The sequence below is a fragment of the Mesorhizobium sp. M0145 genome (assembly GCF_040322355.1).
GTDB lineage: Bacteria > Pseudomonadota > Alphaproteobacteria > Rhizobiales > Rhizobiaceae > Mesorhizobium.
This window is the reverse complement of record NZ_JAMYTK010000023.1, coordinates 11992-27899: the sequence shown is the minus strand read 5'-3', so window position 1 is coordinate 27899 and position 15908 is coordinate 11992. Positions and strand designations below refer to the sequence as shown.

Genomic DNA, 15908 nt, shown 5'->3' with positions numbered 1-15908 from the left:
TTGCAGCTTCTGGCCAGTGGCAATGTCAGCGTTGTCTGGACGTTCATTTCTTCGCGCCGACGACCTTCGCTGCCTTCTGCACGGCTCGCTCAGTAGAAATTGTCGCTTGTGAGCTAGTGCCGGCCGCGGGTCGATGGATGTCCTCGCTGGCGTTGAAGGTGGCCCCAGAGGTCTAAACGGGTTTGGCAATGCTGCCAACACAGCTGCTGAAGATGATCGGTGCCGCTGCCGCACTATCCGCGCAGGTGGTATGGGCTGGAAAATACCTGAAGGGATACCCCAAAAGAGCTAATCATCTATTGTCTTTTCCTAACCATCCATCGTCCTTCCATTTCAGATCTTCATCAGTAATGCTCGCATACAAACTAAGATTAGGGGCTTCAGATTAGGGGGCTTCAACCGATCTTCTTTCATCTCATCTTCATTTCTTCATTCCACTATGGCCGGGAGCCCGCATATGATTGGATCAAGCACATCCGTGGATGTGGCGGTCATTGGAGCTGGCCCGCACGGCTTGTCGCTGGCCGCGCATTTGCGCGCGCGCGATGTGGAGCACCGGACGTATCACCCGGCCCATCATCTCGCCCGATACCTATCGGCAGTCCTGGCGCGCTTTCAGCCCGCCCCCTGGGTTCCATCGTACGACCTTAAAGCGCTGCCATGAACGCCCGTCTTTCCAGCATTGTCGCCCCCATCGGTGCCGCATCGCCGCCTGACTCGATCAATTTCGCGCTGCGGCGATCGTTGATTCTGCCTCGAGTCAGCTTTGTCGTCCCGACGCTCAATGAAGCCGAGAACCTCCCTTGGCTTCTGCCGCGCATCCCCAACTGGGCGCATGAGATCATTATCGTGGATGGCCGTTCCACCGACGACACGGTTGCGGTCGCGCGCCGCCTGCGCGAGGACGTGAAGGTTGTCATGGAGCCCCGCCGGGGCAAGGGCGCTGCACTGCAAGCGGGATTCCTGGCCGCCACAGGCGACATCATCGTCATGCTGGACGCCGACGGCTCCATGGTCCCGGAGGAGGCGATCGTGTTTGTCAGTGCGCTGATGGCCGGCGCGGATCTCGTTAAGGGTTCACGATTTATCCAGGGCGCCGGCACCGGTGACATGTCGCTGTTCCGGATGTTCGGCAACACGGGCCTGACCCTGTTCGTGCGGCTGCTCTATGGCGGTTGGTTCTCCGATCTATGCTACGGATACATAGCCTTCTGGACCAAGCACGTCGCCACGCTGAACTGCGATTGCGACGGGTTCGAGATCGAGACCCTCATCAACGTGCGAGCTTTGAAGAACCACCTCAATATCGTTGAGGTGGCAAGTTTCGAGGCTCGGCGCATCAGCGGTGTGAGCCACCTGCGCCCCATCCCGGACGGCTGGCGCGTCCTCAAAACCATCCTGCGCGAGAGGCTGCACCAACAGCACAGGCGGAGCGCCACAGCCTATGATGACGGTGGACAACCCCGATGCGAATCCTGATGGTTGCCGCTCGCTGCTACCCCTTCATGGGCGGCATCGAAACTCACATCCAGGAGGTCGGCCCTCGCTTGGCTGCGCGTGGCCACGCGGTTGACGTGCTCACTACCGATCCTTCGGGGGAGCTGCCGGTTGAGGAGGCGGTGCCCGGCATGCGCGTGCAGCGCGTGCCGGCCTGGCCGAGGGAGCTGGACCTCTACGTGGCGCCCCGCATTTATACCGCCATCCGGCGCGGGGTTTGGGATCTGATCCATTTCCAAGGTTACAACAGTTTCGTGGCGCCGATCGGGCTGCTGGCGGCCGTCCGCGGGGACCTTCCGTTCATCCTGACCTTCCACAGCGGCGGGCATTCCTCCCGGCTGCGCAACGCCATGCGCGGCACGCAGCACGCGCTGCTCCGGCCGCTAGTGGCCCGGGCCGCGCGGCTGATTGGCGTCTCCGAATTCGAAGCCAGCTTCTTCAGCGCGAGGATGGGCGTGCCGCGGGAACGGTTTGTGGTCATCCCGAACGGTGCCGCGATGCCGGTTGCGAGCCCCAGCGTCAAGGTCGATCCGCACCTGATCGTCTCGGGCGGCAGGTTGGAGCGTTACAAGGGCCATCACCGGGCGATTGCGGCCTTGCCCGAACTCATCCGCCGGGTACCGGATGCCCGACTGCACATCGTCGGAAGAGGCCCGTACGAGGGAGAATTACGACGCCTCGTCGCGACGCTCGGCCTCGAAAAGCGGGTCACCATTGCGGGAATCCCCGGATCCGAGCGGCAGAAAATGGCAGACCTCCTGGCGAGCGCCGCGCTCTTCATACTGTTCAGCGAATACGAAGCCCATCCGGTCGCCGTGATGGAAGCCCTTTCACTTCGCCGTCCGGTCCTCGTCAGCGACACGTCCGGTCTGCGGGAGCTGGCCACCAATGGCCTGTGCCGGGCGATCCCGTGCAACGCCGGTCCGGGAGAGCTGGCCGCCGCCATGGCCGAGGAACTCGAGTCCCGTCGCGAGGTCCCGGATTTGGCGCTGCCCGACTGGGATGCTTGCGCGCACGCGCTTAGCGACGTCTATTATGACGTCCTCGGCAACCGATCCACTGTCCCCTTGCCCCCCGGTGGCCTGACATCCTGGTCTCCTGCGAGGAGAGTATGATGCTGATGTTGCCAGCTCATTTCACCGCAGGAACCAGGATCAACCCGCTCCAGGTCGGGATCCGATTCGTCTCGGCCGTTGTCGGTCCCGACCTTCGCGACGGCAGCGCCGATGCCCCATCGCAACGCGCCAGTTCCGGATGGATCGCGGCTCTATGCCTAACGATCGCCGCGGCTCTTCTCCTGGTCGTGGCCGGGCACGCAGCCGGGCGCCGGGACTATGACGTGGCGGCGCCGCTCTTCTGGTCCGGTATCGTTCTCCTGGTCGCTCCGATCAGCCTTCGCATCGCCTGGCCGACAACAGCCAGGGGTGAGCGCCTGGTGCTCCTGTTCCTGCTTGCCGAAGCCCTGTTCTACTGCAAGGTAGTCTATTCCCCGACAAGCTTCAGCGGTTACGACGAGGTTTTGCACTGGATCGCGGCCGAGGATCTCATCACGGCCCGGCGGCTGTTCCTGTCCAACCCGCTTTTTCCTATCGGGTCAAGCTACCCCGGCCTGGAAATCCTGACGACCGCGATCGTCGATTTGACGGGACTGCCCTTGTTTGTGGCGGGAGCGCTCTTGTTGGTCATCCTTAAGGGCACGTTCATCGGTGCACTGTTTCTGTTCCTTGAAAGCATCGCCGGATCGCCGCGTATCTCGGCCGTCGCCTGTCTGGCCTATATGGGTTGCTCAACCTTCTTCCTGTTCGACTCGATGTTCTCTTACGAGAGCCTCGGCATGGTGCTGTGCCTGCTGACTTTCGCGGTTGAAGCAGCGTCCAAGGATCTCGTCGGGCAACCGAGGCTGAAGTCGCTCGGGTTGATTGCATTGCTGTTGGCAAGCCTCGCGGTCACGCATCACCTCTCGGCCGCCTTCGCCGCCATCTATTTCGGAGCGCTAGCGGCCCTCGAGGCTTTGCGCCGGCAAGACTCCCTTCGGATCAAGACCAGCATTGCCGTGGGTCTCGCCGCCATCCTCGCCATAGCCCTGCCGATCCTGTGGGTGCAGGCCCGTGACGTCCCTCTCACAGGCTATCTCGGTCCGGTGATCGAGTCCGGCTTCGACACATTGCTCGGGAAGATCCGAGGCGCGCCCACCCCGCCGTCGGAGCACCTCGGAGCGCCGGACAAGGCCCTCTACATGCGGCTCACCACTTTGCTGGCGCTCCTGCTGGTGGCGCTCGGACTGGCAACGGGATTCTTTCGGTCGCTGGCCCTGGCAGCGCCGAGCGGTGCGCGATCCGGTTGGCGTCCCATCCACGGCATTCTCAAACGCCGCTGGCGCGACAGCCGCCTCGTGCTGCTCAGCTTGCTGGCCTTCGGCCTCCCAGTCTCGGTGGCCTTCCGACTGACCGTCGCCGGCTGGGAAATCGGCAACCGCATGGGAACGTTCGTGTTCATCGGCGTTGGACTGGTCGTCGCGGTGAGCATCGTCCATTTCTGGCAGGGTCGCGCGCCACGCGGGTGGCGCCGCATCGCGCCTGCCGTTGCCTTGGTGATCATGGTCCTAGGCGGCGTGACGAGTTCTTCGATTAATCCGATCCATGGGCGCTACAGGGTGGGTGCAGATCAGGAATCGATCGAGCCGATGGGGATCGAAACGGCACTCTGGGCCAGGGAATGGCTCGGTGCCGGCAACCGGTTCACCACCGACCGTATCAACCGTCTTCTGCTTGCGGGTTACGGCCGGCAGGACGTCAGAGTCACCATCATCAAAGGGATCGATCCCGCGCGCATATTCGATGCCGAGACATTGGGGCCCGACGAGTTTTGGGCGTTGGCGCGAAGCGACATCGATTTCCTGCTCATTGATCTTCGCCTGACCACGGCTCCGCCGGTGCTCGGCTTTTACTTTCAGCCGTGGCAAGCCCAGCAGGGAACTCCGCTCTCGGGCGCAGCGCTGCTCAAGTTCAATGACGTCAAGGGCGTCACCCGCATCTACGACAACGGCTGGATCGTCATCTACGATGTGAGAGGATTGCATGAGAATTGGTAGCAAGTGGGACCTTCTGGCCGCGTGCCTGTGGGCGGGGGCCGCAGTGGCTGCCGTTTCGGTTAGCGACAGCTTGCTCCTGCGTACTGCCCTGGGCGCGCCCATGGTGTTTTTCGTCTCGGGCCACGTGGTGCTGCGGGCCATGGGTGTCAGGACCACCTCCGCCTTGCAACACCTGGTCTACGCGGTCGGAGCAAGCCTCGCCGCCGGCATTGCCGGGGGCTTTGCCCTGAACGCCGCAGGCTTCCTTACACCGCTCGGGTGGGCGCTTTGGTTCTGGGCCGTGACGGCCGCCGCGGCGCTGCTGGCGGCCGGGCGCCGCGACACTCCCGATCTGCCAGCCTGGCCGGCACCAGCGCGGATCCGGTTCTGGCAGGGGGCCGCGCTCATGCTAGCGCTGCTTGTGGCGACCGGAGCCTACGCGGTTGCTGTCCGGGACGAAGCGGCCTACCGGGAATTCAAATACACCGCGTTCTGGTTGTTGCCGTCGGCCAGTGGCGAGTCCGGCCAGATCACCGTCGGCATCAGGAGCGCCGAGACCCAACCTCAACGATTCGACCTGGAAATCACCCTTGATGGGCAGCCGTTCGCCATCTTCCGATCGCTCACCATCGCGCCGGGCGACACCTGGACACGGAAAATCCCGGTGCCCGTCTTGGGAACTCGCCAGACGGCCGAGGCGCGGCTCTATCGACCGGAAGACAACCGGCTCTATCGCAGCGTTTCGACGATGGTGCCGCGCATCTAGAACGAGGCTGGACCATGCGCATCCTGCTGCTATCACAGTTCTATCCTCCGGTGATCGGGGGAGAGGAGCGGCACGTCCGCAATCTCGGCGCGGCGCTGGCGCAGCGGGGCCATCATGTCAGCGTCGGGACTTTGATGCATCCTGGATCGCCTGAAACCGAGCTGGACGGCGCGGTCCGCGTGCACCGCCTGCAGGGAACGCTCCAGCGCCTGTCGGGCCTTCACACCGATCCCGAGCGGCGCCATGCACCGCCCTTTCCAGATCCCGAATTGGTGCTTGCCCTGAGGCGGCTGGTCGCTCGGGAGGAGCCGGACATAGTCCACGCCCATAACTGGATCTACGCGTCCTTCCTGCTGCTCAAAGGTTGGAGTAGGGCGCGCCTCGTGGTTACGCTCCACGATTACGGCCTTGTCTGCGCCAAGAAGAACTTCATGCATTTGGGCGCCCGTCTCTGCAGTGGCCCAGCGCCGGCCAAGTGCCTGCCCTGCGCCGCAGGACATTACGGGGCGGTGAAGGCAGTCGCGACCACTTTGGGCAACTGGGCGTCGAGTTTTGCCGCTCGGCGCGCGGTGGACCGTTTCATCGCGGTGAGCCACGCGGTGGCGCGCCACACCGGACTGACCGAAGGCCGCGCCCCCTACGAGATCATCCCCAACTTTGTGCCCGATGATGTTGCGATGCTTGGCCCGGAACATCCCTGTCTGCGTGAACTACCCCGGGGTGAATTCATCCTGTTCGTCGGTGATATGATGCGCCTCAAGGGCATTGACGTTCTCCTGCAAGCCTATGCCGGCCTGGAACGGGCGCCGCAGCTGGTCCTGATCGGGCGCCGGGTCGCCGATACGCCAACAGAGTTTCCGCCGAGCGTTCGCGTCTTCAATGCATGGCCGCATTCCGCCATCATGCATGCGTGGCGGCGCTCACTGTTCGGGGTGCTGCCGTCGGTCGGGCCCGAAGCCTGCGCGACGGTCATCATGGAAGCGATGGCTTCCGGCAAGGCGGTCGTCGCAACCGGCGTGGGCGGCATGCCGGATCTCGTCGATCATGGCGAAACCGGGCTTCTCGTGCCGCCCGGTGATGCGCCCGTCCTTGCCCACGCAATGCAGACCCTTCTGCAGGACCGCGCCTTGCTCGCTCGCCTGGAGGCGACAAGCCTCGCCCGAGTCGGGCGCCTCAAGGCAGGAGCGGTCGTGACTCGGATCGAGCAGGTCTACCGGGACGTCGTGTGCCCAGCCGCTAGCAGGTCAGCCGTAGCGGCGCAGCAAGGTTCGGGGGAGCCATCATGCCAATAGGTCTCGTGGGGACAGCCATTATTCGCGTCCGGCGAGAGCTTCAAAAGAGCGCCGCGCTCGTTCTGAATTCCGGCGCTGTGGCGATCGGAACGATTGCAACGGCCGGTCTTGGGTTTGTCTATTGGTGGCTCGCGGCCCGGCTGTTTCCGCCGGAGGTGATCGGCAAGGCCTCCGCCCTCCTGTCCGTGATGGCGCTCGTCGGCCTGCTGGGCGAAGCCGGGCTCGGGACCCTGCTGATGGGTGAAATCGTACGGCATCCCGGCAAGGGGCGCGGCCTCGTGGCCGCTGCAGCATCCGTCGGGGTGGCGCTGGCGGTCGGCCTGGCCTTGTTGTTTGTCTTCGGGGAGGCGTACCTCAACAGCTCGACCGGGCCGATCGGCGGCTGGTTCGAGGGTGTTACGTTCGTCCTCGGCTGCTGCCTGACCGTACTCTGCGCGATGGTCGATCTGGCGCTCGTCGGCAACCTGCGCAGCACCGGCAGGATGATCCGGCAGGTACTGTTCTCCACGTTCAAGCTGATGCTGATCGCCGTCGCCGCTGCCGCTGGCTACACCTCCAATGCCGCGCTTCTTCTGAGCTGGGTGGCCAGCCTGGTGGCGTCCTGTATCGGCGTCGATCTCTTGACCCGGGGCGGTGCGCGTCGCCTCGTTGGGCCTCCCGATTTCCATCTGCTCCATACGCTCCGAAGCAAGGTCTTCGACCACTACGCGCTCGATGTCGCCTCGCAGGCACCAGTCGTCATCATGCCCTACCTTGTGCTGGTTCTCCTGTCGCCGATCACAAATGCCGCCCTCATGCCGTTGTGGATGCTGGTCTTCACGGCCTCGTTGATTCCAGCAGCCATGGCCACGATCCTGTTCCCTGTGATCAGAACAAGCCCGAAACAATCCAGACACGACATCCTTGTGTCGCTGTCGGCGTCATTGCTCTTCTCACTGGCCTGTGCCGTCTTCGTCTTTACCTATTCGCAGGAGATCCTTGCGGTCTTCAATCCGGTCTATCCTGAGATCGCCGGTTCGAGCCTACACTTCCTCGGCTTCAGCCTGTTGGGATCAACGCTCAAATTTCATGCCTGTACGCTGGCGCGGTTGGGCGACAGGATGCGCAAGGCATCTCGCTGGTTCGCGCTTGGCGGATTGCTGGAGCTGTGCTTCGTGGTCGCGGGGGCGAAGCTTGATGGACTTCAAGGCCTGGTCCTAGGCTGGACGCTCGCGGTCAGCATCGAGGGTGCATGTGCCGCCCTGATTTTGGCCTTCGCGATGAAACTGGATTCTGCGGCCGGCCCCGCGCACGACCGACCGACCGCGTCGCCGCTCCAGACTTGAGGAGACACCGATTATGGCGCTGGATTGTCGACTGCAATTGGATGGCCCGTGGGCCATCGCGATCGGACTCGTCGGCGTCGGGCACTTCGGCTGGCCGTGGATCAAAACGCACTTCCGCATCGGGGCGGGAGCGCTGCGGGTCCAACTGTTCTTCATTTTGAGTGGCTTCCTGATCACGCGCAACTTGCTGTTCAGACTGGAGCAGCCTGCGGGCGAAGTCATCCGCAAGTTCTTCCCTATAATTCGATCGGCGACCCGGACAAGGCACGCTACCTTTTGGGATTTCAAGCAGAACATTCTCTAGCAGCAGGACTGGCTAAAACCTTTGTTACATAGGCACACCCAATGACGACGGCGAATATTGCTCTGCAAATTTTCACCGATATGGACGCGGTGGAAGCTCAATGGAGAACATTAGAGCAGCATGCGGATTGTACCGTATTCCAATTGTTTGATTGGCAGATGGAATGGTATCACCACATCGGCTCCAAAGAGAGACTGATCCCGGTGATCGTGCTGGGTCTCGACGATACCGGCGTGGCGGTTTTTATTCTGCCATTGGCGATCGAACGCCATAGTCTGATCCGCCGGCTGGTCTGGTTTGGATCGGAATTGTGCGATTATAATTCGCCCATTCTGGCGACAAATTTTAGCGATCACGTGAAACCTGGGCGATTCGGCCGCCTGTGGAAAGACATAATTCGGGCGATTCAAGACTATCCTCGACTTCGTTTCGACACTGTTGAATTTTGCAATATGCCCAGTGTTGTCGGCTCTCAACCTAATCCCTTTCTCGAGTTGCCGGTCTTGCTGGCTAATTGCGCCGGACATGTCGCAACCCTCCCGGAAGCGAACTGGAATCGGTTTTATGTGTCAAAGTTTTCGAATTCGACGCTGCATACCCACCGGCGCAAGGCCAAAAACCTCGCCAAGCAAGGTGGCGGCGCGATTCGCTTTGTAGACGTGCAAGATCAGGCCGAGATCGAGTGCACCATTGCAAAGCTGATCGAACAAAAACGGAGCAGCTATGCCCGAATGGGTGTTCATGATATGTTCGAACGTCCGGGTTTTCGCGAATTTTATTTGGCGATTGTCGCCAATCCTCGGTTGCGCGAGGTCATCCATGTCACGCGGCTGGATGTGGATGGGATTCCGGTGGCGACGGGTCTGGGTCTCCGGTTCAATTCCAGTTATTCACTGGTGATGTCGAGTTATCTGGAGGAGTTTGCCAAATACAGTCCCGGGCGTCAGCATATTGAGGAAATGATGCAATATGCCATTGGCCGGAAGATTCAGAAATTCGATTTCACGATCGGCGACGAGCCTTATAAGCTTTCGTGGTCCGATATCAATTTGCTTCTGTTTTTCCATTTTGATAGCAGAACTTTGCTCGGTCGTATTGTCGTTGCGGTGCGAATGGCGATCTATTATATAGATACATGGTATGCCAAAACTCCGTTAGTAAAGCCGCCGCTGCGGCAGGTTTTTCGCAAGACAAGAAGATCCTTGCATCGCATGTTTCTCTGACTGGACGATTGTGAGATTGAACTCGGTGTTGGATATATCATAGCGCTTCGCGAAAAAGTATGGTATAATGCAATTTATCTGCGGGAGACGATGATGTATAGTGCAGATATTTGGATTGTAGGAGGCGCGTCTGGGGCGGCTCTATCGCCGCCGCGACGCTCGGGCGAGCCGAATTTCGATCGTCCTGATCCCTGTGCGGAGGATTTTTGCTGCGAGAAAATTGAGGAGAAGCACTTCAAGTTGCTTCGCGAGACTGGCGGGTCGATGGAGGGGATTGCGTCAAAGCTGTTTACCGAGCTGTGGATTGCGCGGTTTGGTCGCGTGATAAACAAGCGCGCTAGTTTGGTTTTGCAGCAAAAGACGGAGTCTTGAATTTTCTTCGACACCGTTTGGTGCCGTCATGATCGTGCTGTCAATGCAGTGGTGAGCGGAGGAGCGGGAATTGAATAATATTGATGTAGCGGTCCTCGGGGGTGGTACCGCCGGCTCGTTAGCCGCTGCGATGCTTGGCCGGATGGAGATTTCGACCGTCCTTGTTGATATCCATCAAGTCTATCCAGTGGAGTTTCGCTGCGAAAAACTCGATGACGATCAAGTCGACTTGCTCAAAAAAACCGGGCTGGCGGATGCCGTATTGGCGGCTGCGACACCGATGACTGAGATATCGGTGGCCCGTCACGGTTATGTCATCGGTAAAAAGCATGGGAAACACGGCGAGCCTTGCGAATATGGGATGGCTTATCAGGATTTGGTAAATGTTATTCGCCGCCAGATTCCAGATAGTGTCCAATTCATCTGCGCTAAAGTGACCAAAATAACGACGAGCTCCGACCTGCAGAAAGTTACCCTGTCAAATGGTGACACATGGTCGACCCGATTGATTGTGGTGGCGACCGGCTTAAACAATGTCGTCCGGGGTGCGATCACGCGATCCGAGATCAGTAAATGCCACTCGATCAGTGTTGGTTTTGATCTCACCTCTAGAGCTGGTTTCAAATTTCAAGCTTTAACGTATTTTGCGGAAAAGCCAGGGCCCATGGGTTATGTGAGCATGTTTCCGATTGGTTCAAGAATGCGCGCCAATGTGTTCGTCTACCATGGTGATATACGCCATCCGTGGTGTCAGGAAGTGCGCACATCGCCGTTATCTGCATTGTATGCGGTAATGCCCCGATTGAAGCGTCTCCTTGGTGATGCTGTCGTGTCAAGCGATATTCAGATTCGACCCGTTGATCTTTACGCCGCGCAGAATCACGAACAGCAACCCGGTCTGGTATTGGCTGGTGACAGTTTTGCTACCAGCGATCCGGCGGCGGGTACCGGTCTCAATAAAGTGCTAACCGACGTTGATCGGTTACGCCATCATATTCCGATATGGTTAGCCACACCCGGAATGGGGGTCGAGAAAATCCGGACATACTACAATGACCCCGTCAAAGTTGCCTGTGATGAATGGTCGCTTGCTGAAGCATCTTACAACCGATCACTGGCGTCCGATACAACGCTTTTATGGCGTATTCGTCGGATGGGCAGGATTGGTCTCGACATGATGGGAATCTCGATCCCACAACTTCGCTTGGCGGCAAGCGCAGTTCGTTGGGGAGCAGGCTGAACTTGGCGGTATCGACAGCGTTGTTGGCAGCAACGAGCTCATTAACGCCCCATGGCCGAACAGCACAGCCTGCTTTCGAGGCCAATCCCCGTACACGCGCGTGACAGCTCACGATAGCTATATTCCTTCAGGTGGAATCCATATGCAACTTTGTCAAAGTATACCGAATGTCGTGAGGACCCGTGACCGCGTGTGTAGTGATGCAGTAGTAGGCACCGCCAGGTACAAGAACACGGTATAGCTGCGAAAGCTGCCTTACTGCGTCGTCGGGGTGGAGGTGCTCCATCAACCGATCACTAAACACAAAATCAAGACTATTATCGGCGAAAGGTAGATGGATACCATCGATCTTGGCAAATTGAAAATTGGCAGGCTTCTCCCAGGTGGCGGTAACGCGTCAGTTACGTCGATTGCATCTGATGAGCAATTATTGCACATGCGAAGGCTAAGCTTACAATAACGTTCCCCAATTCGCCGAAACCCGCGCCTTTCTGGACAAAAAAGCTTGCTGTACACTTTAGCATGGAGGCTGAGCCGAGCGTCTTGATCTGAATTCAGCAGCTGAGTAGCCAGTGCGCAAATTTCGCTCGGGCGTACGCGCGTCGTGACAAAGTTCCGAGATCTTTGACCAATCCCCTTGATTGGCACCTGCATCCCGTTCGATGTCATCTCACTGCAACCTTTGTCAGTGATCCGAACTCCTGAGCGGAGGCGGACATGCAAGCGGAGGCGGACATGCTCGATCATGAATCGGTTCAAGCTGTCGGCGACGGCGAGTGGTCGGTTCGCGCTTCCCACTTGGTGCCGACGAGTTCATCCACGCAGACCAGCCATGCAGACCAATGTCCTTGCCGGGCGTCAATTCGGACCGATCCTCTCCTCCCTCACCACGCGGGCAGGCTCGACATCGTTGGGATTGCACGCTGCCGGCAAGCTCTCGCAGCTCGGCGACACGGTTGTGACCGACGAACCGGCCGGCTCTCTTGGCTCGCTTTCGCCTATGATGATGTTGACGAGGTCGCCTGGCTGTAACAGGGTCATCCCAACGGTCTCGATGCTGACCGGCCCGGCAGCCGATTGCCGCACGATTTGATAAGTTGCGCTGTTTGCGTCCTTTGCAAACTGGGCGCGGGTCACCGGCAACGTGTACAGGACGCCTTCGCTGGCGTTCAACTCGCGCTGATTGGCCGCGATCTGACTCTCCATGGTCTCGATCTCGACCTCCAGATCGATCCTGAGGTCGGCCCTGGTCCGCAACACCTCAGATTCCAGCGAAGCGAGGCGCTGCTTGGCGGCCGCGTACTGGTTGAGGGCGTCCTGCCGGCGCTGTTCCGCGTCGGACAATTCGCCCTGGACTTGATCCATCACGGTCATGCTGACAACTTTGCGGTCCACGAGCGTGCGCATGCTGTTGACGCGCTCCTGGCGCAGCTTGATGAGTTCGTTGAGCGACTCCATGCGCCCATACGCGACAACGTCCTGCTTGGCCGCGTCCAGCGCACGCAGGGTCGCGCGCTCACGATCCTTGCGGGCCGTGGCGACGGCCTTGCGCCGGTCGCTCTGCTCGTTGACGAGTTTGGCAGCTTCGGTCGCGCCGGCCAGCTCCAGCAACTGGCGCGGGATTGTGGGTCTCGTACCGTCGCGCTCGGCCTTCAGCACGGCCGCGCGCGCGAGCAACTTCAACATGGCGTCGATTGCCCCGCTCCGCTTCTGGATCTCGCGTACGGCTTCGATCTTCTGCCACGGCTCGCCCTCGGCCCGGTCCAGTCCGCCTGCTAGCGCGATCGCGTGCAGGACGGTCATGCCGGCCGCGTACTTGAACGAGCCTGGATTCTTGACCGGCCCCAGCACGTAGATGGGCGGGCGTTCCAGCGGAAGGACGTTGACCAGTCCCTCGCGGCCCAGCAGTTGATTGAAGGTTTCCACCAGGTCGGCCTGTACCTGTTGCGTAGACCTGTTGGCGACCGGAATGGAGCCAAGCAAGGGCACAGAAATCGTGCCGTCCTCTTGGATAATATATTCGCCGCTCAGTTCCGGACGCTGCAGGATGCCGCGCAAGGCCGAGGGCGCGCGCCCCCACTTGTCTTCCTCGACCTCGACGCGCTCGTAGAACGCGACCTTGAGGCGATCGCCGACGCCAAACAGGTATCCGGTTGGCACGCTTGGTGCCTTGCTGCGGGTTTTGGGGGGTTCGGCATTGGTTTCGACACTCCGTTCGACTGACGCCACGCCCGCCGCATTTGGTCCTGACGCGATCGCACGGGAGGGTTCGGCCATGGCTTGAACCGGTTGTTCTTGCCAGCCATTGATGACAGCAGATACCTTCTGCATCACGGCTCCCGCGGCTCCGGAGACATCCTCGGCCTTCTGCATCACGGCTCCGGAAACATCGTCGGCCGTCTCCATCATGGCCCCGGAGACATCCTCGACCCTCTGCACAACGGTTGCGGAGACTTCCTCAACCTTCTGCGCCGCGGCTGCGGAGGCAGCCTCGACGTTTTGTACCACGGCTGCGGAGGCAGCCTCGACGTTTTGTACCACGGCTGCGGAGGCAGCCTCGACCTTCTGCGCCATGGCTGCGGAGGCCGCCTCGACGTTTTGTATCACGGCTGCGGAGGCATCTTCGACCTTCTGTCTCACGGGCTGCATCACGGGTCGGGAGACTTCCTTGACCTGTGCCACGGCTCTGGAAACAATCTCTAGTGCCCCTAAGTTTTTGGCCGCGGCCCCGCCCAAGGCGGCGACCCCGGAGAGCCCGAAGACAAGCAGGATGGCCTTCAATCCCCTGCGCTGGGCCGCCTGTGACGAGGGAGCGACGGGCTCGCAATTGAATTCTGTATTAACGGCCATGGCGTGTGGCTTTCTCTTTCGATGGTGGCCATCCCGCCCGATGCGTCCGATCCGGTCGAGCAGGGCTCGACCGGATCGTGACCCTTCACCGCCGGCAGCACAACTGTCCCTTTGTGGGCACTCCATTCGGATAAAGGAGAATCTGGGGCAAACTCGTCCAACCGGATTGCTGCGCTCCAGGAGAGCTTCCTCGATTGTGACAGGACAAACGCGATCGAACGAAACGGGGGGCCGGAAACTTGGTTTGCCGACGTGCGTCTGTGTGGCTCCGACATGCATTGGCAGGATAGCTGGGCCGTTTCCCACTATGTTGTCCGGGCCCAGAAGAACGACGCGACGAAGCCGTCAGTCTTGGCAATCCTGTCGGGTAATCATAGCGAAACTGGCCGCATCGCGTTTCTTTCGTCGGCTCTCACGTCTGGCTAGAATTCCGGCCCCGACAAGCAAGATCCCTTGCAGCGTTACCCGGCCGCGGCAGGCATTGCCTCAGCTGCTGAAGCTCGGCGTGTGCGTGTGCTCAGATCAGCGTGCCCGCGTCAGTGTCGGCTTCACCCGGCCCTGCGCGACATCCCCGAGTGGTCGATTGCCGCGGGGCGGCTCGCCTGAGCCCGCCGCTCGCCGCATAAACCGCGACGCTCTCCCGCCAGATCGGGGGCACCACCACGCCCACCGGAAAACAAGCCCTGGCAATCCTCACGGCCGCGCAGTCCTTTGCTACGATGGCCGCCTCCCTGAGCTGCTGAAACCAAGAGCTCGTGCCCTTGACCAAAAGCCCCAGGTTGAAGAATTCGGATACGCCTCGATGATGCTGCCCTACGCCTAAAGATGGTATTTGGGTGTAAGGGTTTCCGAGCGTAACATTAAGAACACAAGAAACTGTGCGGCTGGCGCTTTGGAGCATCCCAATCGAGATGTGTATCCCAATCGCGCCGAGCGAGAGCGATGATGACAAGAAAATCTTTCATAACGGTGCTTGTCGAGCCGAGCGAGTTGCTTCGAGAAGCGCTTAGTCGAACCCTGAATGCGGCAAATTTTCGTATTCTTTTCTCCGCGGCGACTGTTCACGATCTTCTGCAGAAGCCGCTACCCCAGCACCGTTCCATCTTGCTCATCATAGATGTCGGCGATACTGACGCGGATGCTGAGTTCGCACAAATTGCAGACTTTAAGGCGATCTACCCGACCAGCCATGTCGTTGCGCTAGCCGATCACTGTCGAACGACCAATATAATCTCAGCTTTTCGTGCCGGGGCTAACGGGTATCTGACAAAGGTCGCTGCTTACGACACGTTCATTAAAGCTCTCGAATTGGTTACGCTAGGGCAAATCGTGTTGCCTACGGAAACTTCGATGGTAATTGAAGATATCAGACAAGGGTTGAGAAATGATGCTGTAGCTGCTGAGTTACCGAGCGCTGCAGTTAAAGTGGAGATTGAAGGTGAAGAACTAGAGATTTTGTCAAATCGGGAGAAGTCCATTCTGCGTCGCTTGATCGGAGGGGAATCCAACAAAGTCATCGCGCGCGAGATTAATATCGCCGAGGCTACAGTGAAGGTACACGTCAAGGCCATCCTTCGAAAGATTCGGGTTCGCAACCGAACACAGGCCGCAGTTTGGGCAATGAAGCATGGTATGCTTACTCCAGCGTCTGGCGACGGCCCGACGGGGAACGACACGATAGAACCTCAGTCAGCTCACCATCCGCATGACCTGCCTGAAGCACAAAACGGATACCTCTTTCTCGATGATGATCGTCCAATATGACCTGCGATAGATCTTCGTTCGGGCTGGCGCATCCATGTGCCAGACTTCGTTGCCGATCAACAAGGCATAGGGCTCAAATCGTTCCCGGGCTGGGCGAAGGAGCGCCGTGGAGACCGCAGGCATCATGTGGACGGCGCCGATGTGACCACGACCCGGCCCTTTGTATTGGCGGCGGTCGTCTCAGATCCGGTTTCCTTACGCGTTG

General features: G+C 59.8%; 12 protein-coding genes and 1 pseudogene. 11 read left to right on the top strand and 2 right to left on the bottom strand.

Going from position 1 to position 15908, the window contains the following annotated elements; translation table 11 throughout:
• Positions 1–660: 660 nt before the first annotated feature.
• From NKJ28_RS26005 to NKJ28_RS25960, 10 genes are all read left to right on the top strand, one after another.
• A complete protein-coding gene (locus NKJ28_RS26005; RefSeq protein WP_352637484.1) occupies positions 661–1479 on the top strand; it encodes a glycosyltransferase family 2 protein in 819 nt (272 codons plus the stop codon).
• Positions 1467–2612, top strand: a complete 1146-nt coding sequence (locus tag NKJ28_RS26000; protein WP_352637483.1) for a glycosyltransferase family 4 protein — start codon at positions 1467–1469, stop codon at positions 2610–2612. Before NKJ28_RS26005 ends, NKJ28_RS26000 begins: the two co-directional genes overlap by 13 nt.
• Positions 2612–4588, top strand: a complete 1977-nt coding sequence (locus tag NKJ28_RS25995; RefSeq protein WP_352637482.1) for a putative glycosyltransferase family protein — start codon at positions 2612–2614, stop codon at positions 4586–4588. Before NKJ28_RS26000 ends, NKJ28_RS25995 begins: the two co-directional genes overlap by 1 nt.
• 100 nt (positions 4589–4688) lie before the next feature.
• The gene (locus NKJ28_RS25990; protein ID WP_352569942.1) at positions 4689–5333 is read left to right on the top strand and encodes a hypothetical protein; all 645 of its coding nucleotides are present in this window, start codon (positions 4689–4691) and stop codon (positions 5331–5333) included.
• A 14-nt stretch (positions 5334–5347) separates the two neighbouring features.
• Positions 5348–6625 carry a glycosyltransferase family 4 protein gene (locus NKJ28_RS25985; protein WP_352637481.1) on the top strand — a complete coding sequence of 426 codons (1278 nt, stop codon included), beginning with the start codon at positions 5348–5350 and terminating at the stop codon, positions 6623–6625.
• A complete protein-coding gene (locus tag NKJ28_RS25980) occupies positions 6616–7950 on the top strand; it encodes a lipopolysaccharide biosynthesis protein (protein ID WP_352454210.1) in 1335 nt (444 codons plus the stop codon). The genes NKJ28_RS25985 and NKJ28_RS25980 overlap by 10 nt, the downstream gene beginning before the upstream one ends.
• A 13-nt stretch (positions 7951–7963) precedes the next feature.
• Positions 7964–8254 (top strand): hypothetical protein, encoded by a 291-nt coding sequence (locus NKJ28_RS25975; protein WP_352637480.1) that lies wholly within the window; start codon positions 7964–7966, stop codon positions 8252–8254.
• Positions 8255–8295: 41 nt separating this feature from the next.
• Entirely contained in the window at positions 8296–9477 is a 1182-nt protein-coding gene (locus NKJ28_RS25970; RefSeq protein WP_352637479.1) for a GNAT family N-acetyltransferase, read from the top strand.
• Positions 9478–9570: 93 nt separating this feature from the next.
• Entirely contained in the window at positions 9571–9849 is a 279-nt protein-coding gene (locus NKJ28_RS25965; RefSeq protein ID WP_352637478.1) for a hypothetical protein, read from the top strand.
• Positions 9850–9919: 70 nt separating this feature from the next.
• The gene (locus tag NKJ28_RS25960; RefSeq protein ID WP_352637477.1) at positions 9920–11089 is read left to right on the top strand and encodes an FAD-dependent oxidoreductase; all 1170 of its coding nucleotides are present in this window, start codon (positions 9920–9922) and stop codon (positions 11087–11089) included.
• 127 nt (positions 11090–11216) lie between these two features.
• On the opposite strand, the pseudogene NKJ28_RS25955 reads toward NKJ28_RS25960, so the two are convergent.
• Both NKJ28_RS25955 and NKJ28_RS25950 read right to left on the bottom strand, forming a co-directional pair.
• Positions 11217–11453, bottom strand: a pseudogene (locus NKJ28_RS25955) (class I SAM-dependent methyltransferase); the annotation flags it as partial.
• Positions 11454–11947: 494 nt separating this feature from the next.
• Positions 11948–13939: a polysaccharide biosynthesis/export family protein gene (locus NKJ28_RS25950; RefSeq protein ID WP_352637476.1), complete on the bottom strand. Its 1992-nt coding sequence runs from the start codon at positions 13937–13939 to the stop codon at positions 11948–11950.
• 945 nt (positions 13940–14884) lie between these two features.
• On the opposite strand from NKJ28_RS25950, the gene NKJ28_RS25945 reads away from it, so the two are divergent.
• The gene (locus tag NKJ28_RS25945) at positions 14885–15703 is read left to right on the top strand and encodes a LuxR C-terminal-related transcriptional regulator (RefSeq protein ID WP_352637474.1); all 819 of its coding nucleotides are present in this window, start codon (positions 14885–14887) and stop codon (positions 15701–15703) included.
• Positions 15704–15908 lie beyond the last annotated feature (205 nt).

Bases quoted from the DNA above. Each gene is read 5' to 3' on its own strand.
- NKJ28_RS26005 (WP_352637484.1), top strand. From the start codon at position 661: ATGAACGCCCGTCTTTCCAGCATTGTCGCCCCCATCGGTGCCGCATCG.
- NKJ28_RS26000 (WP_352637483.1), top strand. From the start codon at position 1,467: ATGCGAATCCTGATGGTTGCCGCTCGCTGCTACCCCTTCATGGGCGGC.
- NKJ28_RS25995 (WP_352637482.1), top strand. From the start codon at position 2,612: ATGCTGATGTTGCCAGCTCATTTCACCGCAGGAACCAGGATCAACCCG.
- NKJ28_RS25990 (WP_352569942.1), top strand. From the start codon at position 4,689: ATGGTGTTTTTCGTCTCGGGCCACGTGGTGCTGCGGGCCATGGGTGTC.
- NKJ28_RS25985 (WP_352637481.1), top strand. From the start codon at position 5,348: ATGCGCATCCTGCTGCTATCACAGTTCTATCCTCCGGTGATCGGGGGA.
- NKJ28_RS25980 (WP_352454210.1), top strand. From the start codon at position 6,616: ATGCCAATAGGTCTCGTGGGGACAGCCATTATTCGCGTCCGGCGAGAG.
- NKJ28_RS25975 (WP_352637480.1), top strand. From the start codon at position 7,964: ATGGCGCTGGATTGTCGACTGCAATTGGATGGCCCGTGGGCCATCGCG.
- NKJ28_RS25970 (WP_352637479.1), top strand. From the start codon at position 8,296: ATGACGACGGCGAATATTGCTCTGCAAATTTTCACCGATATGGACGCG.
- NKJ28_RS25965 (WP_352637478.1), top strand. From the start codon at position 9,571: ATGTATAGTGCAGATATTTGGATTGTAGGAGGCGCGTCTGGGGCGGCT.
- NKJ28_RS25950 (WP_352637476.1), bottom strand. From the start codon at position 13,939: ATGGCCGTTAATACAGAATTCAATTGCGAGCCCGTCGCTCCCTCGTCA.
- NKJ28_RS25945 (WP_352637474.1), top strand. From the start codon at position 14,885: ATGACAAGAAAATCTTTCATAACGGTGCTTGTCGAGCCGAGCGAGTTG.